We start from the raw sequence: 25,515 nt of genomic DNA, 5'->3' as shown, positions 1-25,515 counted from the left end.
TGCCTTACCTTTGCGCTTTCTTTTCAAAACATCACAATGCCTGCGCTTACGCCGTCCGCCACGCTCCCTACTTTATTCGACGCTTTCACCAATTTGACTGCCCTTATTGTGGGCGACGTCATGATAGACGCTTACGTGTGGGGCAAAGCTAGCCGCCTCTCGCCCGAAGCGCCCGTGCCGGTGGTAAGCGTGAGTCGCACCGAGCAGCGGCTCGGGGGCGCGGCCAATGTGGCGCTGAATGTGCAGGCTCTTGGGGCCACGCCGTTGCTTTGCGCCGTGGTAGGGCAGGATACCGGCGGCGACCAGTTGTTGCATTTGTTGGCAGAAAAGCACCTTTCCGCCGAGGGTATTGTACGGAGCGCTTTCCGGCCTACCACCGTGAAGCAACGTATCCTCGCTTCCGACCAGCATTTGCTACGCATCGATTCAGAAGTGGAAACGGATTTGAACGCGGAGGAAAACGCGCAGCTTATCGCGCGCTACGAGGCGCTACTAGCCCGGGCTGATGTCGTTATTTTTGAAGATTACGATAAAGGGGTACTGCACGAAAACAGCATTCAGCACTTCATCGACCTAGCTCGTCAGCGTGGCATCCCGACGGTGGTTGATCCGAAAAAGAAGAACTTTCTGGCCTACCGGCATTGCACCTTATTCAAGCCTAACTTGAAAGAGCTACGCGAAGGTCTGAAGCTAGAATTCAACGACACCGACGCCGACCGGCCAAAATTTGAGGCAGCCGTGACACAGCTCCGAGAGCTACTTACGCCCGAAATTGTGCTAGTAACGCTCTCCGAGCGGGGTGTATTCAGCGAATCGGATGCGACAGGGCGCACCTACATTCCGGCGCACATTCGCAGTATCTCTGACGTCTCCGGCGCCGGCGACACCGTAATCAGTATTGCGGCCCTGTGCATCGCGTTGGGGCTCACGGCACCTGCCACTGCGGCACTGGCCAACCTAGGTGGTGGCCTGGTGTGCGAGCAGGTAGGCGTGGTACCGATTGAAAAGCAACGACTACTGAAAGAAGCTGTAGCGGCGCGAGTGCTAGGCTAGCAAGTAGACCTAGGTCACTCAACGATTACCCCATACTTATTGACCAGCCCCGGCAACCCTTCAAGCGCAAACCGTGCTTTTTGAAGTGGATTACTATCGGGGTCGATGATGAACCCAGTGGCCGTGCGAAAGTCAGCGCCGCTTAGTTGCGTCTGGTGGAAAATAGCGCCCGTCAGCGTACAGTCCTGAAAGACGGAATTGGTAAGGTCAGCACTGGTGAAATCGACGTCCGTCAGGGCGCAGTTAACAAAGCGGGTACTCAGCATACGCTTGCCATAGAACGAGGCATACGACAGCTGACAGCCATCGAAGTGCACTTCGAACAGCATATCCCGGCAGGCGGTGAATTGAACGCCTGCTAGCTTACACTCTTGAAACGCAATGTTTTGCAGGCCCGCACCGGCTAAAGCTACCAACGACAGGTTGCAGCGCTCAAACAGACAATCAATGAACCGCTTGTTGGAAAGATCAGCGTTGGAGAAGTCACAGTTGATAAAATGACACTGCTCTACTTCCTGGTAAGGCTGCAACTGCTCACGCGTCCAGCGTTCAAAGACGTTTTCGGGCGGAAAGCTACTGGGTTTGCGAGAAGCAGCGCGGCGTTTCATGCGTAATCAAAAAGAAAAGTGCGATGAACGAAGCCATTCATCGCACCATCAAAGCTAGGCTGGGGAAGGATAAACAGAATAATTTAGCGCATCTGCGGGCTGTACTCTTTCACGGTCTCGATAAAGACGCGCACGTTGTCGGCGTCGGTGTCGGGGTACACGCCGTGGCCTAGGTTGGCAATGTGGCGGTGTGGTCCAAACTGCCGCAGCATCTCGATGGTGGCCTGGCGCACCTGTTCGCGCGTGCCGTACAGGGCGCAGGGGTCGAGGTTACCTTGCAGGGTTTTGTCGCCAACAAGCGGCCGCACCAAGCTAGGGTCTTGGTTCCAGTCGAGGCCAATGGTGCGGCAGGGGAGCTGGGCGAAATCGGCTACGGCAAAGAAAGCACCTTTGGCGAACACCGTGACGGGCACATCTGGAATGGCGCGGCAGATTTCGGCAATGTAGCGCGTGCTAAACTCCTGGTACTGGTGTGGCGGCAGGATGCCCGCCCACGAGTCGAACACCTGCACGAGGTTGGCGCCGGCTGCTACTTGGGCTTGCAGGTAAGCAATGGTCGTATCCGTGATTTTGCGCAGCAGCTTGTGGGCTAGCTCCGGCTCGGCGTACAGCATCCGCCGGGCTTTGGAGAAGGTCTTGGAGCCGTGGCCCTCCACCATATACGCCAAGATCGTCCAAGGGGCGCCGGCAAAACCGATGAGCGGCACGCGGCCATTGAGCGCCTTTTTGGTCACACGAATAGCTTCGAGCACATACCCTAGGTGCTCCTCGGGGTCGGCCACGCGCAGGTTTTCCACGTCCCGCGCCGATTTGATAGTTTCTGGGAACAGCGGGCCGCGGGCTTCCAGCATCTCGTAGGTGAGGCCCATGGCCTCGGGTACCACCAAGATGTCGGAGAAGATGATGGCTGCGTCCACGTCCAGCGCATCTACGGGCTGAATGGTAACCTCCGCCGCTAGCTCCGGCGTTTCGACCAGTTCTTTGAAACCGCTCAGGCGGGCACGCAGCTCGCGGTATTCAGGCAGAATGCGACCGGCTTGGCGCATGAGCCATACGGGCGTACGTTCGGTTTCTTCGCCGCGGGCGGCACGGAGCAGCAGGTCGTTTTTGAGCATAACAGGGGTGGTGAAATCGGCCGCAAGTTACGGCGGCGCGGGCGTTATTTCGTGCAGGTGCTTCTTCCCACGGTGGAAGGAAGCCGAAAAACGCAGTTGTACGCAGAAGCTAGGCTAGGATTCTGCGGAATCTTCGGGAAGTGAAGCGTTACTCCTGAAACAGCGCCTTAATCGCCGTAGCCATAAAATTCACCCCAATAGCTAGGGTAATAAAGCCCATAATCCGAGCTAGCGCCGACATACCCGGCCGCCCTAGGTAGCGCGTGAGCCGTAGCGACGACATCAGAATGATATAGCTTGCCAGCGCTACCAGCACAAAGCCAAATACAATTAACCCCATATCGGCATAGGTCAGGTGCTTGGTGAACAAACCAATACAGACCGCAATAGAGCCCGGCCCCGAGAGCATGGGCATGGCCAACGGCGTAAAGGAGATGTCATCTTTCTGCATGCTTTCTTCGAGGGCTGCCGGCGACACCCGGTCGCGGTTGCCACCAGGGGTGAGCAGGTCGAAGGCCGAGCGCATCAGCAGAATACCACCCGCAATGCGCAAGTGATGAATGTTGATACCGAAGAAGTTAAGCACGTATTGACCCGCGAAAAAGGATACGGCTAATACGCCCACCATGTATATGCAGGCCCGCAAACCCGTCTGGCGGCGGGCGGCGGGCGAGTCCGATTCCGTCAGCGTCAGGAAGACGGGCATGGCGCTGAAGGGATTAACGACCGAAAACAAAGTGGTGAAGGTGGCAAGCAGAATTTCCATGGAGCGCGAGCAAACGACGTCCCAAAGGTACAAGGATTGCCCGTCGGCAGAACTGGAAAATACTATGTTTGCAGCTTAACTGCGGAAGGAGCTGCTACGTACAAAGCTATACTCTCCTCTTCTCTCCCTGACCCTACACGTTCCTTGATCTGTGTCCAAACTTGACTTCACCTGGCTATTGCTAGCCCGGTGCTTAACGCTGCTCGTCGGCGTAATGGCACTAGTGGCTACCTTATTGCCTCTGCTTCGCCAACAAGCGTGGTGGATCCGCGTGTTCGATTTTCCTCGCCTACAAATTGTGGGCGTATCCCTGGGCAGTGCCCTAGCTGCCTGGCTGCTAGGTGTTCACCACTGGCCAGCAGGCGTCGTATTGCTCGCATTGCTAGTGATAGCCTCTGGCTACCAGCTCTTCCGTATCCTGCCGTACACGCCGCTGCGGCCGAAACAAGTGGAAGATAGCAAGCTCGACGGCAGCAAGGCCGCGCGACAACGGGAAATCAGTATTCTGGTAACGAATGTGCTGATGACCAACCGCGACGCGGGCCGCTGCTTGCGCGTCATTCAGGATTACGACCCCGACATCGTGTTAGCCGTCGAAACCGATCAGTGGTGGCTAGATCAGCTGGAAGTATTGAAAGCTCGCTATCCATACACTGCCCTAAGACCCTTGCCGAACACCTACGGGCTGCTGGTTTTTTCGCGGTTGGAGCTTGTAGAGCCGCAGGTTCGCTTCTTAATCGACGATGATATTCCGTCGTTCCATAGTCGTGTCGTGCTGCCCTCGGGCGAACTGGTGCGCCTGCACTGCCTGCACCCGAAGCCACCCGCACCCGCCGAAAGCAAAACGAGTACCCGCCGCGACGCCGAATTGCTACTCGTCGGCCGTGAGATTGAATATTCCGACGAGCCCACCATTGTGGCTGGCGACATGAACGACGTGGCGTGGTCGCACACTTCGGAACTGTTTCGGCGCATCAGTGGGCTCTTAGATCCGCGCATTGGCCGTGGCTTGCTGCCTACTTTCCACGCCGAATACAGCCTATTGCGCTGGCCGCTCGACCATATTTTTCACTCGGCGCATTTCAAAGTGAAAGATATTCAGCGGCTGCCCTACATTGGCTCCGACCACTTTCCCATCTTCATCCGTCTCAGCTACGAACCGCAAGCCAAGGCCAAGCAATCGTTGAATGCCGAAAAGCCCGATGCAGCTGATGAGGAAGAAGTGGAAGAGAAAATTGCCAGTGGCTTTGAGGAAGAAGCCGAAGAAGAGCGTGAGCAGCAAAAGTCTGCAAATCAAGGTATTACGTCTACAAAAAGCACCAAGTGAGTAGAGTAACATCTGCCATTCCTGGTATTATGCAGAAGCGGCCCTAGCTACTTAGATAGCTAGGGCCGCTTCTGCATAATACCAGGAATAATACTTAGTCGTCGGCTTCGTACAGAAAGGCCATCTGCCACTGGGCCACTGCCGCTGGCAACAAACGCATCACAGTGTTGCGAAGCTGATAGATGAACGGATTCTTGATCTGTGAAGCCCAGCCTAAAAACCAGGAGGTTTGCACAATGCGGGTAGTCCGAGGCCTTCGTCGCCGCTCAAACTCGCGGAATGCAGCAGGCAGCTCTGCGTTTTGCTCCAAGCACCTAGCCAGGATAGCTGCATCCTCCACTGCTTGGCCCGCGCCCTGACCTAGGTTCGGCGTCGTAGCGTGGGCCGCGTCGCCGAGCAGTAGCACACGCCCGTAGGCAAAGCGGCGAATGGGTTTGATATCCAGAATATCGCCCCACAAGTAGGCATCGGCGGGCGTATGGGCCAGTAGCGCGGGTGCGGGATAGGGGAGGTCGGCAAAGAGTTGCTCTACTTCAGGCTTGTGTAGGTTTTTGAAAACCGGATCATTCGGAGTGGGCGTGTTGACGCAAGCAAACCAATACACGCGTCCGTCTACCAGCGGCACGTAGCCGAAACGCCGGCCGCGCGTCCCCCAGATTTCGGTGGAGTTGCCAGGCGGCAAGCCTAAGCTAGCAGCATCGACCACGGCCCGCCAACAGGTGTAGCCCGCGTAGCGCGGCTGGCTTTGCGGGAGCAGCTGCAAACGCACCCGCGAGCGGATACCATCGGCCGCCAGCAGGGCATCGCCGGTAGCGGTGGAGCCGTCGGCAAAGTGCGCCGTGACTTGGTGGTCTTTTTCTTCGAAGCGCACAAACGGCTTCCCTAGGTGCACAATGGTAGATGGCAGTTCACTGAGTAGCGCCTTCTGTAAATCGGCGCGGTGGATGCCAACGTTATCGAAACCTAGCTTGCGGGTAAATGGCTCTGTATCGGCTGTTTGCAATGCGCGGCCTTGGTGGTCGAGCAGGCGCAAGCCCTTAACCGGCTGCGTGTACGCTTGCACTGTTTCGTATAAACCTAGCTGCTGAAGTGCCCGCATGGCGTTGGCGCCCAGCACCACACCAGCCCCAATTTCGCGCAGCTCGCGGGCCGCCTCGAACACCTGCACTGTATGACCTAGGTTGAGCAGTGCCCGCGCCGTGGTAAGCCCATTGATGCCCGCGCCGATAATGAGAAAGTGCATAGAGGAGAACTAAAGAGTGCTGTAACTTTAGCAACAACTTCGTGCTATGCTATCATTCCCCATTCTCCTAGCTGCTATGCTTTTGCATGCGCCACAGGACCCAGACGCGCCTCGCGCCCTCAACTTGCAACGCATTCCTATAACCGGCCCGCTGCCAACGAGCTTTGTGCCTAGTGGCTGGCTAGTAGAGAAGCAACTCACGGCAGACCTCAATGCTGACCAGCGCCCAGACAGGGTATTAATGTTGAATGAAAAGAAAGTTGCTCAGCAGGAAAATTCCGGCGACGAACGTGCTTTGGTAGTGCTTTTGGCACAACCCGATGGCACTTGGAAACGAGTGGGTGCTTCCAATAAGGTTGTTTACTGCAAAAGTTGTTACGGCGCGCTGAGTGGCCCCGCAGGAGGCTTCCCCGACGTCAATGTGAAGAAAGGTGTGGTCGTTATTTACCAGGAAGGCGGCTCGCGCCAAGCTTGGAACACGACCACGCGCTTCCGCTACGAGCCTAGCACAAATCGAATGCGGCTCATCGGCGTGGATGAAGTGGTGGTTGACCGCGCCAACGGAGATATCAGCACTACTAGCACCAACTTGCTCACTGGCACACAGGAGGTGTCGGAGGGGAGAATTGATCAGGATCAAGTCAAAAAGACGCGCCATAGTGTGAAGGCGTCGAAGCGCTACTTGGAAGGGTTCAATCCAGATGAAGTGTGGAAATAGAGCAGAGACGAACGTCATCTCGACCAGCGGCAGCAATGACGTTCGATTGGATAGAAAACACAAAAAGGCCCGGAAGCTAGCTTCCGGGCCTTTTTAGTATGCTAAGCAGCAATTATTTGCCTACTTCTTCGTAATCAACGTCGGTCACGTTGTCGTGGCCGGCGGGCTGGCCTTGCTGGCCGTTGCCGGCACCACCAGGCTGACCACCGAAGCCGTCAGCACCAGGCTGGCCTTCGGCACCACCTTGGGTAGCGTTGTACATCTCGGTCGAAGCCGTCTGCCAAGCTGCGTTGATAGCATCCATGGCCGTGCTGATCTGACCTAGATCTTTGCTTTCGTGCGCTTTGCGCAAGTCAGCAAGGGCATTTTCGATGGCGGTTTTGTTGCCAGCGCTCAGCTTGTCGCCGTACTCTTTCAGCTGCTTCTCGGTTTGGAAGATCATCGAGTCGGCAGCGTTTACTTTCTCAATGCGCTCTTTTTCCTCTTTGTCAGCTTGCTCGTTGGCTTTCGCCTCGTTGCGCATCCGCTCGATGTCAGCATCAGACAAGCCCGACGAAGCTTCGATCCGGATCTTTTGCTCTTTGCCCGTGCCTTTGTCTTTGGCCGATACGTGCAGGATACCGTTGGCGTCGATGTCGAAGGTTACTTCGATTTGCGGAACGCCACGGGGTGCTGGTGGAATGTCCGACAAGTGGAAGCGGCCAATCGTGCGGTTCTGGCTAGCCAACGGACGCTCGCCTTGCAACACGTGAATCTCTACCGAAGGCTGGTTGTCGGAAGCCGTCGAGAACGTCTCCGATTTCTTGGTTGGAATCGTCGTGTTCGACTCGATGAGCTTAGTCATCACGCCGCCCATCGTTTCGATACCCAGCGAAAGCGGGGTCACGTCGAGCAGCAGAACGTCTTTTACTTCACCAGTCAGTACACCACCTTGGATGGCAGCACCCACGGCAACTACTTCGTCAGGGTTTACACCTTTCGAAGGCTTCTTGCCGAAGAACTTTTCTACTTCTTCCTGGATGCGGGGGATACGCGTCGAACCACCTACCAAGATTACTTCGTCGATATCCGACGTGCTTAGGCCAGCGTCTTGCAGCGCCTTTTTGCAGGGCTCCATCGAGCGACGAACTAGGTTGTCAGCAAGTTGCTCGAACTTAGCACGGCTCAGTTTTACCACCAAGTGCTTCGGACCCGAAGCGGTAGCCGTCACGTAGGGCAGGTTGATTTCCGTCTCGTTCGAGCTAGAAAGCTCCACTTTAGCCTTTTCAGCAGCTTCTTTCAAGCGCTGTAGGGCCATAGGGTCTTTGCGCAGGTCGAGGCCTTCGTTTTCCGAAGAGAATGTCTCCGCCAGGAAGTTGATGATCACTTGGTCGAAGTCGTCGCCACCTAGGTGCGTGTCACCGTTGGTGCTCAGTACTTCAAACACGCCATCACCTAGCTCCAGAATCGAGATATCGAAGGTACCACCACCTAGGTCGTACACGGCGATTTTCTGATCTTTGTGCTGCTTATCTAAGCCGTAGGCTAGGGCAGCAGCAGTAGGCTCGTTGATGATACGCTTCACGTCGAGGCCCGCAATAGCACCAGCTTCTTTGGTAGCTTGGCGCTGGGCATCGTTGAAGTAAGCCGGAACCGTAATAACGGCTTCGGTTACAGTAGTACCTAGGTAGTCTTCAGCGGTTTGCTTCATTTTCTGAAGCACCATAGCTGAAATCTCTTGAGGCGTATATTGACGGTCGCCGATTTGAACCGCTACGGTGTTGTTGGAACCGCGCACCACATCGTACGACACGTGCTTGGTTTCTTCGCCCACTTCGCCGAAGCTACGGCCCATGAAGCGCTTAATCGACTGGATTGTATTCGTAGGGTTGGTAATGGCCTGACGCTTTGCCGGGTCACCGACTTTACGTTCGCCTTTACCATTATCGAGGAACGCCACAATCGAGGGAGTCGTGCGACGACCTTCGCTATTCGGAATCACCACTGGCTCGTTGCCTTCCATAACGGCGACGCACGAGTTGGTGGTGCCGAGGTCAATACCGATTATCTTTCCCATGTGAATGGTTACAGTTTATAATTAGAGAGGAAATGTCAGTTTCAAAGTGTGCGAATCACGCACGCTGGGATAATGACAAGCAGCGTACCAGGGCCGTTTTTAGGCTTTTTTCGTGACAGATTGTCAATAACGATCCGCTGCCAGTTACTTTTTCGGTCGGACTGACTTTTACGAGGGAAAACTGCCCAAGGATAACTGCCAAGACGGCTTAATTATGACCTGTACTGTAGCGCTAAGCCTAGGTATAGCACATCGTTGCACGACACTGGCGCTGTTGCTCGTTGCCATCCAGCACGATTTTTAACTCGGCTTATCAGCGCACGGCCGGATTTGCAATCCGGTCGTTGGAGCTGCGGATTTGCAATCCGCCCGTGCGCGCCGTTAGAGTTGTCATTCAAACGTAGCTGCCCACGTTGCGGGGAGGTGGGGATTACAAATCCCCACCTCCCCGCAACCTGATTGCAAATCCGGCCGCGCCGCGCAGATGCTGAGCACGCCACATAGAGCAACTAGTAGGCTTAGCCGTTTTGGCTAACACAAAGGGCATTTCGGCTCAATCTGCCTTCCCAGCAGCGGTGACCTTTGCATCATCAACCAACCGAAATAGCTCTTTATGAAAGCGGTAAGAATTCATGCCTTTGGCGGCCCGGAAGTTTTGCAAGTAGAAGAGAACGTAGCGCGCCCAGTGCCGGCAGCTGATGAAATCTTAGTTAAGGTATATGCCAGTGGCGTAAACCCAGCCGACTGGGTAGTACGGGAGGGTGGCAACGACGTGCTGCGGCCCTACCTGACGTTGCCCATGATCCTAGGTTGGGATGCGGCCGGCATTGTGGAGGAAGTGGGTAGCGCGGTAACGGAGTTTCAAAAAGGGGACGCGGTGTACGGCGAACCTAGTTTCCCCAGCGCTGGTAGCTACGCGGAATATTGCGCAGCCAAAGCCAACCAGTTTGCCCATAAGCCCAAAAGCATCAGCTTCAACGAAGCGGCGGGCGTGCCGCTGGCCGGCCTCACGGCCTGGACGGCTCTCTTCGAAGATGGCCAACTGCAGGCTGGGCAACGCGTCCTCATTCAAGGCGCCGCGGGTGGGGTAGGTAGCTTGGCCGTGCAGTTTGCCAAAGCTAAAGGCGCCTATGTCATCGGCACGGCCTCGGCCAGCAACCTAGAATACCTCCGACAGTTAGGTGCTGATGAAGCGCTGGACTACCGGAATCAGCAAATGACGGAGCTAGCTCAGAGTGTAGATATGGTGCTGGAAGCCTCGCCGCTGCGCGACAACGCGGAGCGCCTGCGCACGGTGGCCGTGCTGAAGGAAGGCGGTATCTTTGTTAGCGTCAATCTGGATTTTCCGTTTAATGAGGCAGTGCAAGCCGCCCTGGCCGCCAAGCACGCTACCGGTAAACTGTCGAATAACCAGCCCCGGCAGGAGTGGCTAACCGAAATGGCCCAGCTAATTGATGCAGGCCAGGTACAGGTAGTCGTTAGCCGGGTATATCCGCTGGAGCAGGTGGCCGATGCTCACCGCGAAAGCGAAACCCGGCACGTGCGGGGCAAGTTGATACTGGAAATTCGAAAAGAAGCCGAGCAAGCATGAGGCATTTCAAGACGATAAGCGACTTCCATGCCTACCGCGGCTTGCCGAAGCCCCAGCACCCGTTGCTTAGCGTGGTGAATGTTGGGACGGTAGGACCCCTGCACGCCGAAGAGCCAACCAATTTGCTCTTAGACTTTTACACACTTTCGGTCAAACGAATGCGCAACGTCAAGGCCACGTACGGGCAGCAGCCGTTCGACTTCGATGCAGGCATCATGTCCTTTATGGCGCCCCGGCAGGTATTCAGCATCGCGGCGGTCAATCAAGACGAGGATATAGAAAAATCAGGGTGGGTGCTCTACATCCACCCTGATTTTATCTGGAATACGCCGCTGGCTACAACCATCAAGCAGTACGATTTCTGGGATTACGCGCTCAACGAATCATTATTCCTTTCTGCCAAGGAAGAGGCCACCATCATGGCTATTGTCCTCGCTATTCAGGAGGAGTATGAGGCCAATATTGATAAGTTCAGCAAGCCTATTATCGTTTCGCAGATCGAAAGCTTGCTGAATTATGCCGACCGGTTTTATCACCGCCAATTTATTACCCGGGAAAAAACCAATCATCAGGTGCTCGAACGGGTAGAAACTCTGCTCCACGCATATTTCAACAGCCAAGACTTGGTGGAGAAAGGCTTACCAACCGTGCGTTACGTTGCCGAACACTTGCACCTCTCGCCTAAGTATCTGAGCAGCCTGCTGCGCGTATTGACCGGGCAGAACACCCAGCAGCACATTCACGCCAAGCTGATCGAAAAGGCCAAGGAAAGATTATCGACGACGAGCCTCACCGTGAGCGAAATTGCGTACGAGCTAGGTTTTGAACACTTACAGTCGTTCAGCAAGCTATTCAAAGCCAAAACGAAACTGTCACCGCTAGAATTTAGGACTTCTTTTAATTAAGAAGGTAGAGCGAAGCCCGTGTTGCCAACCGGGCATGATACTCCAGACTTCCTCGGTTGTGGGATGCCCTCCTGTAGCGTCAAGCAGGAGCTTGGCACTACAACGTGGCATACTGCCCCAAAAACCCGTTAATCCTATCACGCCAAACCTTCGGGTAGAGAACATGATACGGCTCGTGGCCAACTCCCACGAAGTAATGCCGATCCTTCGGGCCGCCTAGGGCGTCGAAGATTTCGTCTGTTTCTTGGCGCGTCACGCGGGCATCGTCGAGGCCGTAAAGGAGCAGGGTAGGAGCCGTAACGCGCCGGGCAAACTCCCGCGAATTCATCTTGAAGGGCCAAAAACCATTCTGTACGCCCCCCCAGAACACCAGCAGGTTGGCCAGGGGAAAGTCAGGCACGCCCATAGAATGAAAACGGATCTGCGTGGTTTCGAGCAGGCTGCCGTAAGGGCACTCAATGATGCTGGCCGTTGGCTTGATACCCAGTTCGCTTTGGGCCCGCAGAATGGCTACTGCGCCCATCGAAATGCCATAAAGGCACACCGGCGTGGTGGGCGTTTGCTGGTGCAAGAAGTGAAAGGCCGCCGCCACGTCGAAGGCTTCGCGGTAGCCCACGGTGCACTGGTTGCCATCGGAGCCACCATTGCCCGCAAAATCAACGAGCAGAACCGAGTAACCTAGCTGGCGGAAGTTGTCGGCTTCGGTCAGTAGCTTGTCCTTGTTGCCCGTGTAGCCGTGGAACAACGCCACGCAGCCCTTGGCCTCGGGCAATGCACTGTACCACGCTTCCAGACGACCATTGGGGCTAGCTAGCTCGATGGTTTCGTACGGAAACGCGGGGTAAATCTGGTTTACCGGCTTGGGGTTCTCGACGCCCGTGAGCAATACTTTCAGCCGGTCGAAGCGGGACAACTCCTCGGGCTGATCGGTGCGCGGCTTTAGCTCAGTGGAAAAATGCGTGAAGTTCCAGGCATGGCAAAAAGCGAGCACATTGGCGGAGGCAAACAGGAAAAGAGCACCAGCGGTAAGCGGAAAACGTAATTTCATCGAGGTCGGCGAGCAGTGGGGTTGCCACGCGGCGGCCGATTACCAGAACCGGGTTGGCTGCCGGAAGTTTTGGGACTTGTTGGGCGTCCTCCAACTGGTTTGCGGGCGGCAGGCTGCTCAGCGGAAGGAACGTCAGCTGCGCCCTTTTTCGTGAGTGCAGGCCGCTGATCTGGCATTTTAGTAGCCGAAAAAGCTGCTTTTAGCTTTTTTACTTCTTCCGCCGTGAGTTCGCGCCACTGGCCGGGTGCCAAGTTTTCGATACCTAGGTGTGCAATCTGGCTGCGCACGAGCCGCAGGGTGGGGAAGCCTACCGCCGCCGTCATTTTGCGCACTTGCCGGTTCATGCCCTGCGAAATGGTAATGCTCAGCCAAGAGGTTGGGATGTTGGCCCGAAAGCGAATGGGTTTGCTCCGCTCCCAAAGAGTGGGCGCTTCGGCCAGCAGTTCCACTTGCGCGGGTGTCGTGAAGCCGTCTTTGATTTGCACGCCGCGACGTAGCTTTTCCAGCGCTTCTTCCGTCGGCTCGCCTTCTACCTGAGCTAGGTACGTTTTGGGCACCTTAAAACGCGGCTCCGACAGCCGGTGCTGCAAGGGCTTGTCGTCGGTGAGCAGTACGAGGCCTTCGCTGTCGTAATCCAAGCGGCCAACGGGGTAAATGCCGGGCACTGCTACAAATTCCTTGAGGGTGGTCCGGCCATTCTCGTCGGTGAATTGGGTAAGAACTTCAAACGGTTTGTTGACGAGAACGTAGCGCATTGATTTAGAAATTAGAGGTAAAAACTAAGAACGGAGAGGAACAAGTCAACAGGAGTCAGCTGACCTGCCATTTGCGCTGTGGGAGCTTGGATTTCGGCGCTCAACATACATAGAACGCACTCCACGCGTTCTAGCCGCTCACTTCTACGTTTGCCTAATGTTACTGCTTTCGCGCTTGTAGTTGCTTTAGGCGAACTTCAAGGACGCGGCGCGGTACTGCCGATACCACGTTGCCATTCGGGTACACGATAAACTCGCCACTATCGCGCGTGGTACGACCCGTTTTGCTTTGCTCGCGGTAAGTATGGTACACGTAGGTGGCAATGTGCGTTGTGTCGGTGGCTAGCTTTTCCGAGGGTTGCGCTTGGCGGGAAGCAACAGTGGCTGTGTGGGGTAGTATGTGGCCCGCCTCATCGCGAAACGTTACTGTATCGGCGGCAGCCGTGAGTTCCGCGAGTTTGGCTGCGTAAGCGACGGAGTCTTTGCGGCTGAAGGGGCGAAAGGTAAACTTCTCGGGTCGATAGTAGCCGGGTTCACCTAGGCCGCTGCTGACGTATTCAGAAACAGCAGCTTTCGATTGCCGCTCCGATGAATTACAGCTAGTCAATAGGGTAGACCCAAGCAGCAGGAAGAGCGGAGCAAATTTCATGGTGTGCAATAAACTAAGAGTAGAGCCGAGGCAGCGAATGTAAAAGCGCGCCACCATGCAATGCTGGTAAGCATGGCTTAGCGCGTACCACGCAAAAATAGCAGCCAAAGAATTGATCAGATGCCGCCTGAATACTTCCGGGTGGCCCATTCGGTGGTTATCAGCGCCAGCAGGAGGAAGAACAACCATTTGAGGTTGATAAGATCCTTCAGGTCTTCTTGGCTGTAAAGCACCGGCTTGTAGTCGGCTTTTTGAATATCCTGCGTGAGCTGGGCAAATTGGCTCGGATAATACAGCCGCGAATTGTTGCGACGACTGAGCTGGTAGAGCAGGTTGTGGTTGGCACGGGCATCGAGGGCTTCGAGTTGCTGTTCCTGGACCAGCAGCTCGCCCCGATCTTGCTGGGCTTGGCCGCCGAGCGTGGCGCGAGCTTGGTAGCGGTAGAGGCCACCGGGCAGCGAACCTAGGTGCAGCGGAGCACCATCTTCGCCGGTGGTGTAGCTGAAGGTGCGGGTCTTGTTTTTTTCGTCGGTAAGCGTGAGGCTGATCTGCTGGCCGTAGATGCGCTCAAAAATGGCGTTGTAGGTTTCGGCCCCGAACGTCACGTCGTCGGCAGTGGTGAAGGCATCCTGGGTGGGATAGACGTCGAGGCGCTTCTTGTTGGCATTTTGGGTCAACAGTTGCAGCGTGCGAATGATCATGCGGTCATACGCTTCGGGGCGGTCGTCGTGGTCAGCGGCTTCTTGCAGACGCCACTGCCAGCTGCCATCGGTGAGCAGCGTTGCCTGCTTTTGCGTTGGTAGGCCACCAAGAACCAGCAAGGGCTTCTGCGTGCTTACCTTACCCACTTGCTGAAACAGCGCGGCTTCGGCACCGCCCCCTAGGCGCAGGTCGCCGAAGGGTACGGCTGCGGGCGGGTATGCGGCAAAGCGCCGTAGGGCCTCTTCTTCGAACGTGAAGCGCGAAAACGCAGGATTCGGTACGGGCGTCACGTCGTCGGTCTGGGTGCCGCGGGGCGTGATGGTGAGGCCCGAACCTAGGGTGTTGTACGCGTTCAGGTCCGACTGCGCACCTAGGATGTAAAAGGCCGGAGTACGCTTGGTGCGAATTTGGGCCAGCACTTCGGCGCCCGCGCCACCACGCGCCGGAATCTGGTGCAAGATGGCTACGTCGTAGTCCTGCGCTTTGAGCGGCGCAATGCCCGGCAAATACGAAACTAGGTCGAAGTTGTCGTTTTGCAGGATAGCGGCCCGCAGCGCCTTCAAATCGGGATGGGGAGCAGCGCCGGCTAAGAGCACCCGGAGTTTACCTTTCACTACTTCTACGTAGGCAAACTTGCTGTTGTTAAGCGTTGTAAACTCGCCAGGCTGCTTCTCAATCACCACCTCGTAGCGGCGCTTACCGGGCGCGGGCGCCGTAATTAAAAAGGTTGTTTTTTGGCGCCGCTGATTCGGAGCTAGGGTCACGCGCTTGGTTTCGAGCACGCGGCCCTTCTCCCGCAACTGTACCGTGGCCACCCCACCGCTAAAACCATCATAGCCAATTTCAGCTTCAATCGGGAAGCGGTTGCCGCTGAAGGCTACGCGGTTGTAGGTAAGCGCTGGCAAACTCAGGTCCTTTTTAGGCACGGTGTCGCCTACGGCTACACTATAGATCGGGAAGTTGAACTGCGAATATACCGGCGACTGGCCCTGGTTCACAATGCCATCTGACACCAGCACTACGCCAGCGAGGTTGCGCCCATCATAAGCTTCCTGCACGCCCGAGAGCAGGCCGTTCAAGTCCGTAGCCGGCACCTGAAAGCGTAGCGAATCGGGCCGGGAGGTGCGGGCGTTCGGGTCGAGAGTGCGGGTTTCCACGTTGAAGCCCCGGCCGCGCAAGGTGGTTGCTAGCTGTTGCAGACCGGTACTGGCCTGGCTAAGCACAGCGGGCGGCGTGAACAGCCCCACCGACTGCGAGTTATCGACGGCCAGCACCACTGTGGGCTTTTCCGTCGTCGTGCTAGTCGACTTCACGAAAGGTGACAGCAGCAGAAAGCATAAGAAGCTGACGACCAAGAAGCGTAGCAACGCCAGGCCGTAGTTTAGGGGCTTGCTCCACGGCGCCTTAGCCGAGTAAAGCAGGGCCGCATAGCCTGCCCCCGCCGCCAGGCACAGCAGAATAAACCAGGGAGAAGCAGAAACAGAAATCAAAGGCGAGTTGGATAGCTAGAGCGATAAGAACCCCAGTTGGCCCTGCATAGTTGCTTGCAGGCAAAGGAGCCCCGGCGAAGGTAGGAAGTTGCGGGCGAAGCGAGTGTAGAAAGCTAGGTCGTTATCTTGGGCTGAAGTGCTATTATAATGAATGGATCAACGTAGTGCTAACGTCTTTGTCTGTATGTGGAAGCTAGGTTTTAGGCTATTATTAGCAACGCTTAGTCTGTGCGCACTGTTGCCAAACAGGTGCATCTCTCAACGCAAACCAAGCAGTCCGCCCAAGCATTTGCTTGGTAATCTTCGCTACGATACGCTCTTGCTAGCTGCTGATTATTCGGAATGCGGTGAGTTTGGTGGTCACCATGAAATAATTAAGGTGTATATGCAAGAGCAGGAGCGAGTACAACTGCGCAACTCTCCTGATTGGGAATCGCTGCCGCTCACCGCCGCGTGGTTTGTGGATAGTACCCAATGTCCTCAACCTAGGGTAAAGCTTGTCTTTAAAAAGCAACGGCTGCTTCAGATGGAGGAGGAAACTAGTATTAAGCAGTACATACAAGCGCTTTTGTTGGAGAACCTTAAAGACAATGGCATGACGATGAGCAATGCGGGCAACCACTATCAGGTTAAAAAAGCGCGGAGAGATGATTTGCAAGTCACTTACTGGGATGTCCATGACTCATTTAGTGGATTTGAGGTGCTACGCAAACGGCTGTTTGGAAGATAATCTATAGCAATGAGCCAGGTTCGGCTCTGGCGCTTTGATTCCGAACTTCGCTAGTAAGCGTATTGAGAAAATTGAGCGATTCCTAACCGGGTATGGTGGCCGCCAAATGGCTTATGGAACTGCTTTTGTATTGCGTATTTTTGTCTGTAGACAGGAACTTGCTTAGTGCAAAGAACCCAAGGTCAAGGCGGCTCCGATAGTTAGCGCATGAAAAAAGTATTATTTATTCTGTTAGCAACCCTAGGTTTCATTTTCGCCCACAATCCAGCCCGTGCGCAACGCATCGTGCGGGTAAAGCTCAGCGATGGGGGCTCCACGCTAAACGCACATTTCCCCCGCGACTACACCGACCGAACCTTTATCAAGGGGTTGGCCATGTACCGCAACAAGATTGAAGACTTGGTGGGTTGCCTTATCTTACTAGAAGACAAGGACAAGGCGAGCATCATCGGGCAATACATTAAGTCGGGGGAGCCGCCTTTGCGCAGTTCTACGCTGTCGGATGTGCTGTACAACTCCAAAATCAGCTCGGCTTCGGCCATGAACGGCAGCTATATGGTGGCCTCGGTGGCGGCGTCTACCGCGTCCATTGTGGAGGTCATTCTGACGGACGTGAACGGCGTGTTGGTGCCCGAAACCTCGATTCCGTACCTAGATATTTGCCGAGCCGCCAAGAACGTTGATAAGGAGATTAAGAAGAAAATCTACTATATCCGGTCGGCGAAAGTAACGAGCGTGCATAGCCGCACTTACCAAGAAATTAATACAGAGGCCGGCATTAGCGGCACTGTATTCAGCGCGGGCGGCAAGGTGTACAACTCCTCCGATCAGTTCAAGACGGATTACGTCGTGTCGGTGGACTTAGTGAGCCTCACCAACTTGCTCATGACCAAGAACTGCGACAACCTGATCAGCAACAGCGAGCTAGCTGTGCGCCAGCAGGTGCAGCAGGAGAAGATGGTGGTAGACAGAGCTGAGCAGGAGCGCCGCATGCGCGAAAGCGAATTGAACGCGGCCCGCGCCGAAGCCAACGAGCTGAAAAATCGCGTGGCCGAAATGCAGGAAATGCTAAGAAGTCAGCGCGTAGTAGCCGACGAGTACCGGGCGCAGGTAAATAACCTCAAAGATGAGCTAATGACGGCGCAGAAGAAAGTCACGCGCCTGCAAGCCGAAACCGTCGAGGTTCAAACCAGAGCTTCTCAGGTAACGGCCTCTGCGCAAGCGCAACCCGCAGCAACTGAGAGTAAAGCCACCAACCTGGTGCAGAAATCAGATATATCCGTGATTTCGGAAGTGAAGAACTTGTCGAGCGAGGAAGTAAAGCAGATGGGTTTCAAAGAAGTGAAGCCGGAGTAGAGAGATACCAATCAACAAAGCGGAAGCTGTTTTTGGTGAATCCTTGAAACAGCCTCCTGCCTTTGTTGGAACTTAGGCTGCCACCAACTCCGGCTGCTGCACCTGCTTCCGCCGCCGAAGAACCAGCGCTATGCAAAACAGAATGCCGCCCGCTACCATCACCGCCCCGACCCACTCCGGCGACGTGTACCCTAGGCCCGCCGCAATCGGCAGACCACCTAGGTAGGCGCCGAGGGCATTGCCGGTGTTGAAACCCGATTGGCTCAGCGAGGAAGCCAGCATCTCGGAACCCTTCGCCGCCCGGATCATGAGCATTTGGATAGGCGCTGCCGTGGAGAAAGCTAGGCCACCGGTCAGGATGGTCATCAGGACAGTAGGAATTTGGTAATGAGCCGCTAAAGGAATAGCGAGGAGCGCCGTCGTCATGGCCATGAGCAGCCACGTGGTAGCCCGTAGCGGCGACATGCGGTCGGTGAGCCAGCCACCTAGGAAGTTGCCCAGTGCCATACCGACGCCGGCCAGCACCATGAGGAAGGTAACGGCATTGTTGCTGAAGCCCGTCACCTCCGTGAACAGCGGCACGATGTAGCTAAACCACGCGAAAAAGCCACCATTGCCGAGCACCGTAATGGCAATAATCATCCAGGGTTCCAGCTTAGTAAAGGCGTGAAACTCATCTTGCAGGCGCGTGTTCTTGGCCGGCAAATCGGGGAGCAAGCGGCGCACACTCACCACCGTGAGTAAGGCCACCACCACGATTAGCACGAACGGAATTCGCCAGCTGAAGTTATGACCTAGGTAGGTGCCAATCGGGACGCCGATGATGTTGGCAATGGTAAGGCCCGCAAACATAATGGAGACGGCCTGCGCTTCTTTGCCCGGCGCTGCCAAGCGCCCCGCTACTACGGCGCCCACACCAAAGAATGCACCGTGCGGCAAACCAGAAATAAACCGCGTCAGCAGCATGATATGATAGCTAGGTGCCAGCACTGATAACGCATTTCCCAGCGCAAACAGCCCCATCAGCAGGGCCAGGATCTGCTTGGGCGGCAGCTTGCCCGTGAGAGCTACCAGCAGCGGCGCCCCTACCACCACACCCAAGGCATAAGCCGAAATGAAGTGCCCCGCCGTCGGAATGGAAATGTGCATGGCGTGGGCGATATCCGGCAGAATACCCATCATGACAAATTCGGTCATACCGATGCCGAGTCCGCCTAGCGTGAGGGGAATGAGGGAGCGTTTGGAGTTCATGAAAGCAAATTGATTATAGCCGTAGCGGGATGTAGCGCAAAGCGCTGCCTCGCGGATCGTTGAACAACTTGCACCTAGGTTGTTGCAAGCGTACCTATTCAACGGTAGCGCGAGGCAGCGCTTCGCGCTACTGTATAAAGGAAGTGTCGGGCCGTCAGGCCCTCTTAACCAAGGCCTAACAACCCGACACGTTGCATTCTTGTTCAGAAATAAAAAAGAAAACCTAGGTCAGCATGCCGCCATCAACCTGCAACACCTGGCCCGTAATGTAGGCCGAATCGTCGGAAGCTAGGAAAGCGGTAGCCTTGGCCACGTCTTCCGGCGAGCCGCCACGCTTCAGCGGAATGGCTTTGCGCCACTCGTCCACTTGCTTGGGGTCGAGGATACCCGTCATTTCGGTTTCGATGAAGCCAGGCGCAATAGCATTGCAGCGAATGTTGCGCGAACCTAGCTCCAGCGCCACCGACTTGGTGAAGCCGATGATGCCCGCTTTCGAGGCGGCATAGTTGGCCTGCCCCGCGTTGCCTTTGATGCCCACCACCGAGGTCATGTTGATGATGCTGCCAGCTTTGGCGCGCATCATCGGCTTGGTAGCAGCCTTGGTGAGGTTGAACACCGATTTGAGGTTTACGTTCAGCACCTGGTCCCACTGCTGCTCGCTCATGCGCATGAGCAGGCCGTCTTGCGTGATACCGGCGTTGTTTACCAGAATATCCAGCTTGCCAAACTCGGCCACCACGTCGTCGACCAGCTTTTCGGCCTGGGCGTAGTCGGAAGCGTCGGAGCGGAAGCCCTTGATTTTAGTGCCGTGCGCCGCCAGTTCCTGTTCGAGCTGCTGGCCTTTTTCCACGCTGGAAAGGTAAGTGAACGCCACGTTGGCACCTAGCTGAGCGAAATGCGCCGCAATTGCGCGGCCAATTCCTTTGGAAGCGCCCGTGACGAGGGCGGTTTTTCCGTCGAGCAGTTTTGTCATGCGGCGAAGGTAGTAAATGGAGTTGTTAGCCGATAGCCATTAGCGCTGGCTTTCGCCTAAAGTCTGGGCAAAGCAATCAAGTGCGTAGCTTGCAGCGCTGTTTTGTTTGAGAAGCTAGCCGCTAATGGCTACCGGCTAACAGCTCTTACTCATGCGTGAAGTCGACATCTGCATTCTGGGGGCCGGGCCAGGTGGCGCCACGGCCGCCCTACACCTCGCCAACGCCGGCCAGCGTTGCCTGCTCGTAGACCGCGCCACTTTTCCGCGGGATAAGATCTGCGGCGATGCCCTCAGTGGCAAAGTAGTGATGGAGCTACGCCGCATCGGCGCCGATTTGCCTGGCAAGCTAGCTGCCTCGCCCATGCAAGTGCCCGCCTGGGGCATCGACTTCTTTGCCCCCAATGGCCGCCGACTTAGTATCCCGTTTAAGCCCACCGGCGGCAGCACCGACGTAGTAGGCCACGTAGCCAAGCGCCTCGACTTCGACAACTTTCTACTTGAAGAGGTGCGTCGCCGCCCCGAAATTGAGCTGCTAGAAGGCGTCGATATCACGCGTCACGAGCGTACCGCTGCCGGCCGTTGGAACCTAGCTTCGACCGATGGCGCCGTAGAAATTTCGGCTAAGCTGTTGCTGGTTGCCAACGGTGCGCAGTCGGCGTTTGTGCGTCAGGTGGCGGGGCACGCGCTGGAGCCGGCGCACCACTGCGCTGGCCTGCGCACCTACTACCAGGGCGTAACGGGCCTGAATCCGGCGAGCTTCATCGAACTACACTTTCTCGAAGAATTTTTGCCCGGCTACCTCTGGATTTTCCCTTTGCCTAACGGCCAAGCCAACGTCGGGGTGGGCATGCTAACGGCGGCCGTATCGAGCAAGAAAATAAATCTGCGCGAGCGGCTCCATGAAATACTCGCCACGCACCCCGCGCTGAAAGACCGTTTTGCCACGGCTGAGCGGCTAGGTCCGGTGCGCGGTTTTGGGTTGCCGCTCGGCTCGAAGCGGCGGGCACTGTCGGGCGAGGGGTATATGCTCCTGGGTGACGCAGGCTCCCTCATCGATCCGTTCACCGGCGAGGGCATCAGCCACGCGATGGTCAGCGGGCGGCACGCGGCCGATTGGGCAGCGCAAGCGCTAGCGGCAAATAATGTCGCCCCTAGCTTCTTGCGCCAGTATGATGCGGCCGTATACCGCCGGCTCGGGCAGGAGCTGCGCCTGAGCCACGCCATGCAGCGGCTCCTGAACTATCCTTGGCTATTCAATTTCATCGCGAATCGGGCCACCAACAACCCCACTTTGGCCGCGACGCTGTCAAGCATGTTCGTCGACCTCGATTTGCGCGAGCGGCTGCGCCAACCTAGCTTTTACTTGAAGCTGCTGTTTGGCGGTAAGCTGTAGCGAGAAGTTATTAGAAGCTACGGCTGCTCGGTAGCCGAAACCTTCGCATCTGGGGCGGTAGCAGAGGCGCCGGTGGTGTCGATACCAACGGAGTCGCGGACGCGGGGCTCTTGCTTTTCCGAAAGAAGGGCACGCCGAGCCTCTAAGCTAGGTTTTTCGGTTTCGATGGTGGTGGCGCACTGCGTAGTGAGCAGCAAGGTAGCAAGCCCAAAAAGTAGCGTAAGTAAAGAGTGTTTCATTGTGGTATGGTCAGGAAGGGGCACCGGTAGCCGGGTTGCACTTTCTACGTAGCGCGGTTGTTTGAAGGGGGTAAGTATTTCGCATTTCTACTTTGCCAAGTCCTTAACAATAGCCGCCAACCCTAGGTTATGGTGGGTAGCAAACCCTGGTTATCTTTGTCGCGCCTCCCGGCCCTGGCCCGGCGCGGTTTTCTTTTCTAATCTGTTCTCTTCAAGACAAGTAACATGGCATTGCAATACGACCTGGTCGTTATCGGCAGCGGCCCCGGCGGCTACGTAGCGGCTATTCGGGCCTCGCAGCTCGGGCTGAAAGTAGGCGTGATAGAGCGGGAGTCGCTCGGCGGTATCTGTCTCAACTGGGGCTGCATCCCGACGAAAGCGCTGCTCAAGAGTGCTCAAGTATTTGAATACATGAACCATGCAGCCGACTACGGTCTGAAGGTCGAGGGCGCGAGCTACGATTTTGGGGCAGTAATCAAGCGCAGCCGCGGTGTGGCCGATGGCATGAGCAAAGGCATCAACTTCCTGTTCAAAAAGAATAAAATCGAAACGGTATCGGGCGTGGGCAAGCTGCTCGCCCCGGGCAAAGTGGAGGTGACGAAGGCCGACGGCAGCAAAGAAACCGTGGAAGCCAAGCACATCATCTTGGCCACCGGCGCCCGCTCGCGCGAGCTGCCCGCTATGCCGATTGACGACAAGAAAATCATCGGCTACCGCAAGGCCATGACGCTAGAGCAAATGCCCAAGCGCTTGGTGGTGGTAGGCTCGGGCGCCATCGGCGTTGAGTTTGCGTACTTCTACCGCTCCATGGGCTCGGAAGTGACGGTAGTAGAATTCCTGCCCCGCATCACACCCGTAGAAGACGAGGAAGTTTCCAAGCAAATGGAGAAATCCTTCACCAAGATGGGGATCAAGGTGATGACCAGCGCCGAAGTGACCAAGGTGGACACCAGCGGCCCTGGCTGCAAAGTGACGGTGAAAACTGCCCAAGGCGACCAGCAAATTGAGTGTGACGTGGTGCTATCGGCTGCCGGTGTAGTAACCAACATCGAGAACATTGGCCTCGAAGAGCTAGGTATCAAAACGGAGCGTGGCCGCGTAATTGTGGACGACTTTTACCGCACCAACGTGCCCGGTATCTACGCTATTGGCGATATTATTCCCGGTCCGGCATTGGCACACGTTGCTTCGGCCGAAGGTATTATTTGCGTGGAAGCCATCACCGGCCACCACCCCGAGCCGCTCAACTACCAGAACATCCCAGGCTGCACGTACGCGTCGCCGGAAATTGCCTCGGTGGGCCTCACCGAAGCCGAAGCCAAAAAGCAAGGCTACGACGTGCTAGTGGGCAAGTTCCCCTTCTCTGCCTCGGGCAAAGCCAGCGCTGGCGGCGTGAAAGACGGCTTCGTGAAAGTTATCTTCGATAAGAAGTATGGCGAGTGGCTAGGAGCCCACATGATCGGCTCGAACGTAACCGAGATGATTGCCGAGGTAGTCGTAGCGCGCAAGCTCGAAACTACCGGCCACGAAATCATCAAGGCTGTGCACCCGCACCCCACCATGTCGGAAGCGATTATGGAAGCGGCGGCGGCGGCTTATGGTGAAGTAATTCACTTGTAGTCTGTTCCGGCTATTTGATCAAGTAAAAAGCCCTAGCATCCGCTGCCGGATGCTAGGGCTTTTCGTTGAAGACAAGACATCTCTTAAACCATGGAAAAATTTCCTTCCTACCAGCGTTTGTTCTTATTCCTGCTGGCTGGTATTGCTTTGGTCGTAGTTGGCGGCTTGCTGAAGCGGCAAAACGTGGGCGGCGCTGGCTTGTTTGCGCTGGCTGGGCTAGCTATTCAGGCCATCGCCATGATTATGATGGTGTATCGGTATGCAAAAGGACTAGGAAAGAGCTAGCGCAGCTTTAAAAGCGAAGTGAATGCACCCCGCCGATTGGCTTTGGTGCAGCTGCCGCAAGCAAGACGCCCGTTTTGCTAGGTTGCGTTCTTATAACTTGTTATCAACAGGCGGACAAACCTCCCAAGCCGAAGGACGCAGCGTGAGCAACTGGCCGGGTTGGTAGGGGTAGCCATCGTTGGGCAAGGTGATTAGCAGAGTAGAGCCGTCGGAAGCTAGGCGCACTCGGGCTTGGTTGCCCGGCAGTATTTTCACAATTGTAGCCTGAGTAATCGAGATAGAAGTTGGCGTTGGGAGAAGCGTTGGTGGGCCATCTTGGCGCACCCGACCTAGGTCTAGCTCAATAACCCGGTCGGCTAAAGCGTGCACTTCCGCCGGATCGTGGCTAACCAAAATAGTGGTTAGGTTAAATTCATGGTGGGCATGGCGTAGCGCTTGTTGCAGGTGTTGACGCGTGGGGTAGTCGACGGCGGCGAGGGGCTCATCCAGCAGCAGCAGGCGCGGACGTCGCGCCAGAGCCCGCGCCAAGGCCACGCGTTGCTGCTGCCCGCCCGAAAGTTGTGATGGGTAGCGGTGCGCCAACGCTTCAAGCCCCGTTAGTGTGAGCAGTTCCGGCACAATTGCTTGGTTCTGTTGCCTCGGTAAGGCAAACGCTAAGTTCTGCTGCACCGTCATGTTCGGAAACAGCGCATAATCCTGAAACACAAAGCCAATAGAGCGGTGGGCCGGCGGAAGCCACACCCGGCGTTTATCGTCGTACCATACCTGCTCACCCGCCCGCAAGTAGCCGGCCTCGGGGCGCGTCAGGCCGGCGAGCAGGCGTAGCAGCGTGGTTTTGCCAGCGCCCGAGGGGCCATACAGCGCCACAAACTCACCCGGCCGAATAGCTAGGTGCACGTCCAGTGTAGCAGGTCCGGCCGCCGAGTGAAGCGCTTTGATCAGGTGAAAATCGAGCATCAAGCGGAGTAGTTAGACCGACGTTTGGTAAGCCAAGACAACAGCAGCAGCAGCAGCAGCGCCAGGCCCACCAGCACGAGGGAGTAGGCGTTTGCTTGCGCATAATGCTGGCTTTCTACGGCGTCATAAATGGCGATGGAAGCCACGCGGGTTTGACCGGCAATATTGCCCCCGATCATCAGCACCACCCCAAACTCGCCGATGGTGTGCGCGAAGGTGAGCACAATGCCACTAAGCAGCGCCGGCTTGCAGTTGGGTAGCAACACCCGCCACAGTGTAGTCAGGCGCGATTTGCCCAAGGTGGCGGCGGCTTCAGCCAGGGAAGGAGGCAGGCGCTCGAAGCCTGCTTGCAAGGGCTGCACCATAAACGGCAAACTATACAACAGCGAGCCAATAAGAATACCCGTGAACGTAAAGTTGAGTCGCAGACCTAGCGTGTGCTGCAAAAACCGCCCTAGCCCAGTGTCGGGACTGAAAGCCAATAGCAAATAGAAGCCTAGCACCGTAGGCGGCAGCACCAGCGGCAGGCCTACGAGCACTTCCGCCAGTGGCTTGATGCGGCTGCGGGTGTAGGCCAGCCAGTAAGCCAGTGCCGTGCCGATGCCCAGCAGCAGCAAGGTCGTGAGGGTGGCCAAGCGCAACGTCAGTGCCAGCGTTTGCCAGTAATCTTGCAAGGGGAGAAGGG

General features: G+C 56.3%; 24 protein-coding genes. 10 read left to right on the top strand and 14 right to left on the bottom strand.

Annotation, left to right across the window (positions count from 1 at the left end):
• Nucleotides 1-36: 36 nt before the first annotated feature.
• Complete coding sequence (locus BXP70_RS18195; RefSeq protein WP_086595545.1) at nucleotides 37-1,053, top strand: bifunctional heptose 7-phosphate kinase/heptose 1-phosphate adenyltransferase; 1,017 nt, start codon at nucleotides 37-39, stop codon at nucleotides 1,051-1,053.
• A 14-nt stretch (nucleotides 1,054-1,067) separates the two neighbouring features.
• On the opposite strand, the gene BXP70_RS18190 is transcribed toward BXP70_RS18195, so the two are convergent.
• From BXP70_RS18190 to BXP70_RS18180, 3 genes are all read right to left on the bottom strand, one after another.
• Complete coding sequence (locus BXP70_RS18190) at nucleotides 1,068-1,661, bottom strand: pentapeptide repeat-containing protein (protein ID WP_086595544.1); 594 nt, start codon at nucleotides 1,659-1,661, stop codon at nucleotides 1,068-1,070.
• 83 nt (nucleotides 1,662-1,744) lie between these two features.
• Complete coding sequence (gene hemE / locus BXP70_RS18185) at nucleotides 1,745-2,776, bottom strand: uroporphyrinogen decarboxylase (RefSeq protein WP_086595543.1); 1,032 nt, start codon at nucleotides 2,774-2,776, stop codon at nucleotides 1,745-1,747.
• A gap of 148 nt (nucleotides 2,777-2,924) precedes the next feature.
• Nucleotides 2,925-3,542, bottom strand: a complete 618-nt coding sequence (locus BXP70_RS18180; RefSeq protein WP_086595542.1) for a MarC family protein — start codon at nucleotides 3,540-3,542, stop codon at nucleotides 2,925-2,927.
• Between the two features lie 151 nt (nucleotides 3,543-3,693).
• On the opposite strand from BXP70_RS18180, the gene BXP70_RS18175 reads away from it, so the two are divergent.
• Nucleotides 3,694-4,869, top strand: a complete 1,176-nt coding sequence (locus tag BXP70_RS18175; protein WP_218779814.1) for an endonuclease/exonuclease/phosphatase family protein — start codon at nucleotides 3,694-3,696, stop codon at nucleotides 4,867-4,869.
• A gap of 94 nt (nucleotides 4,870-4,963) precedes the next feature.
• Here BXP70_RS18175 and BXP70_RS18170 read toward each other — a convergent pair whose 3' ends face one another.
• A complete protein-coding gene (locus BXP70_RS18170) occupies nucleotides 4,964-6,112 on the bottom strand; it encodes an FAD-dependent monooxygenase (RefSeq protein WP_086595540.1) in 1,149 nt (382 codons plus the stop codon).
• Between the two features lie 46 nt (nucleotides 6,113-6,158).
• Here BXP70_RS18170 and BXP70_RS18165 point away from each other — a divergent pair, with 46 nt between their 5' ends.
• Nucleotides 6,159-6,830 (top strand): hypothetical protein, encoded by a 672-nt coding sequence (locus BXP70_RS18165; protein ID WP_143436559.1) that lies wholly within the window; start codon nucleotides 6,159-6,161, stop codon nucleotides 6,828-6,830.
• 112 nt (nucleotides 6,831-6,942) lie between these two features.
• Here the strand turns inward: BXP70_RS18165 and dnaK are convergent, their stop codons facing one another.
• Nucleotides 6,943-8,886 carry a molecular chaperone DnaK gene (gene dnaK / locus BXP70_RS18160; protein ID WP_086595538.1) on the bottom strand — a complete coding sequence of 648 codons (1,944 nt, stop codon included), beginning with the start codon at nucleotides 8,884-8,886 and terminating at the stop codon, nucleotides 6,943-6,945.
• A 613-nt stretch (nucleotides 8,887-9,499) separates the two neighbouring features.
• On the opposite strand from dnaK, the gene BXP70_RS18155 reads away from it, so the two are divergent.
• Both BXP70_RS18155 and BXP70_RS18150 read left to right on the top strand, forming a co-directional pair.
• Nucleotides 9,500-10,477, top strand: coding sequence for an NADP-dependent oxidoreductase (locus tag BXP70_RS18155; RefSeq protein ID WP_086595537.1), 978 nt, complete (start codon nucleotides 9,500-9,502; stop codon nucleotides 10,475-10,477).
• A complete protein-coding gene (locus BXP70_RS18150; protein WP_086595536.1) occupies nucleotides 10,474-11,382 on the top strand; it encodes a helix-turn-helix domain-containing protein in 909 nt (302 codons plus the stop codon). The genes BXP70_RS18155 and BXP70_RS18150 overlap by 4 nt, the downstream gene beginning before the upstream one ends.
• 97 nt (nucleotides 11,383-11,479) lie before the next feature.
• Here the strand turns inward: BXP70_RS18150 and BXP70_RS18145 are convergent, their stop codons facing one another.
• From BXP70_RS18145 to BXP70_RS18130, 4 genes are all read right to left on the bottom strand, one after another.
• On the bottom strand, nucleotides 11,480-12,430 hold the full coding sequence (locus tag BXP70_RS18145) for an alpha/beta hydrolase (RefSeq protein ID WP_086595535.1): 951 nt from the start codon (nucleotides 12,428-12,430) through the stop codon (nucleotides 11,480-11,482).
• Complete coding sequence (locus BXP70_RS18140) at nucleotides 12,427-13,185, bottom strand: pseudouridine synthase (protein ID WP_086595534.1); 759 nt, start codon at nucleotides 13,183-13,185, stop codon at nucleotides 12,427-12,429. The genes BXP70_RS18145 and BXP70_RS18140 overlap by 4 nt, the downstream gene beginning before the upstream one ends.
• Before the next feature lie 160 nt (nucleotides 13,186-13,345).
• Nucleotides 13,346-13,834, bottom strand: coding sequence for a hypothetical protein (locus BXP70_RS18135; RefSeq protein ID WP_143436558.1), 489 nt, complete (start codon nucleotides 13,832-13,834; stop codon nucleotides 13,346-13,348).
• Between the two features lie 116 nt (nucleotides 13,835-13,950).
• Nucleotides 13,951-16,026 carry a vWA domain-containing protein gene (locus BXP70_RS18130; protein WP_245849675.1) on the bottom strand — a complete coding sequence of 692 codons (2,076 nt, stop codon included), beginning with the start codon at nucleotides 16,024-16,026 and terminating at the stop codon, nucleotides 13,951-13,953.
• 184 nt (nucleotides 16,027-16,210) lie between these two features.
• On the opposite strand from BXP70_RS18130, the gene BXP70_RS18125 reads away from it, so the two are divergent.
• Nucleotides 16,211-16,756, top strand: a complete 546-nt coding sequence (locus BXP70_RS18125) for a hypothetical protein (RefSeq protein ID WP_143436557.1) — start codon at nucleotides 16,211-16,213, stop codon at nucleotides 16,754-16,756.
• A 207-nt stretch (nucleotides 16,757-16,963) separates the two neighbouring features.
• Nucleotides 16,964-18,112 (top strand): hypothetical protein, encoded by a 1,149-nt coding sequence (locus BXP70_RS18120; protein ID WP_086595531.1) that lies wholly within the window; start codon nucleotides 16,964-16,966, stop codon nucleotides 18,110-18,112.
• Between the two features lie 72 nt (nucleotides 18,113-18,184).
• On the opposite strand, the gene BXP70_RS18115 is transcribed toward BXP70_RS18120, so the two are convergent.
• Nucleotides 18,185-19,363 (bottom strand): MFS transporter, encoded by a 1,179-nt coding sequence (locus BXP70_RS18115; RefSeq protein ID WP_086595530.1) that lies wholly within the window; start codon nucleotides 19,361-19,363, stop codon nucleotides 18,185-18,187.
• A gap of 223 nt (nucleotides 19,364-19,586) precedes the next feature.
• Nucleotides 19,587-20,336, bottom strand: a complete 750-nt coding sequence (gene fabG, locus BXP70_RS18110; protein WP_086595529.1) for a 3-oxoacyl-[acyl-carrier-protein] reductase — start codon at nucleotides 20,334-20,336, stop codon at nucleotides 19,587-19,589.
• Between the two features lie 151 nt (nucleotides 20,337-20,487).
• Between fabG and BXP70_RS18105 the strand changes: the two genes are divergently transcribed.
• Nucleotides 20,488-21,729, top strand: coding sequence for a geranylgeranyl reductase family protein (locus BXP70_RS18105; RefSeq protein ID WP_086595528.1), 1,242 nt, complete (start codon nucleotides 20,488-20,490; stop codon nucleotides 21,727-21,729).
• A 17-nt stretch (nucleotides 21,730-21,746) separates the two neighbouring features.
• Here BXP70_RS18105 and BXP70_RS18100 read toward each other — a convergent pair whose 3' ends face one another.
• Nucleotides 21,747-21,968, bottom strand: coding sequence for a hypothetical protein (locus tag BXP70_RS18100; RefSeq protein ID WP_086595527.1), 222 nt, complete (start codon nucleotides 21,966-21,968; stop codon nucleotides 21,747-21,749).
• Nucleotides 21,969-22,193: 225 nt separating this feature from the next.
• On the opposite strand from BXP70_RS18100, the gene lpdA reads away from it, so the two are divergent.
• Together lpdA and BXP70_RS18090 are read left to right on the top strand one after the other, a co-directional pair.
• Nucleotides 22,194-23,588, top strand: a complete 1,395-nt coding sequence (lpdA, locus tag BXP70_RS18095; RefSeq protein ID WP_086595526.1) for a dihydrolipoyl dehydrogenase — start codon at nucleotides 22,194-22,196, stop codon at nucleotides 23,586-23,588.
• 90 nt (nucleotides 23,589-23,678) lie between these two features.
• The gene (locus BXP70_RS18090; protein WP_086595525.1) at nucleotides 23,679-23,873 is read left to right on the top strand and encodes a hypothetical protein; all 195 of its coding nucleotides are present in this window, start codon (nucleotides 23,679-23,681) and stop codon (nucleotides 23,871-23,873) included.
• A 90-nt stretch (nucleotides 23,874-23,963) separates the two neighbouring features.
• Here the strand turns inward: BXP70_RS18090 and BXP70_RS18085 are convergent, their stop codons facing one another.
• Complete coding sequence (locus tag BXP70_RS18085) at nucleotides 23,964-24,830, bottom strand: ABC transporter ATP-binding protein (RefSeq protein ID WP_086595524.1); 867 nt, start codon at nucleotides 24,828-24,830, stop codon at nucleotides 23,964-23,966.
• A complete protein-coding gene (modB, locus tag BXP70_RS18080) occupies nucleotides 24,830-25,504 on the bottom strand; it encodes a molybdate ABC transporter permease subunit (RefSeq protein WP_086595523.1) in 675 nt (224 codons plus the stop codon). Before modB ends, BXP70_RS18085 begins: the two co-directional genes overlap by 1 nt.
• Between the last annotated feature and the right edge of the window lie 11 nt (nucleotides 25,505-25,515).

Origin of the sequence: Hymenobacter crusticola (genome assembly GCF_002154225.1) — a bacterium.
Taxonomy (GTDB): Bacteria; Bacteroidota; Bacteroidia; order Cytophagales; family Hymenobacteraceae; genus Hymenobacter; species Hymenobacter crusticola.
The sequence above is the reverse complement of the archived record's forward strand: the minus strand, read 5'-3'. Positions and strand labels throughout refer to the sequence as shown.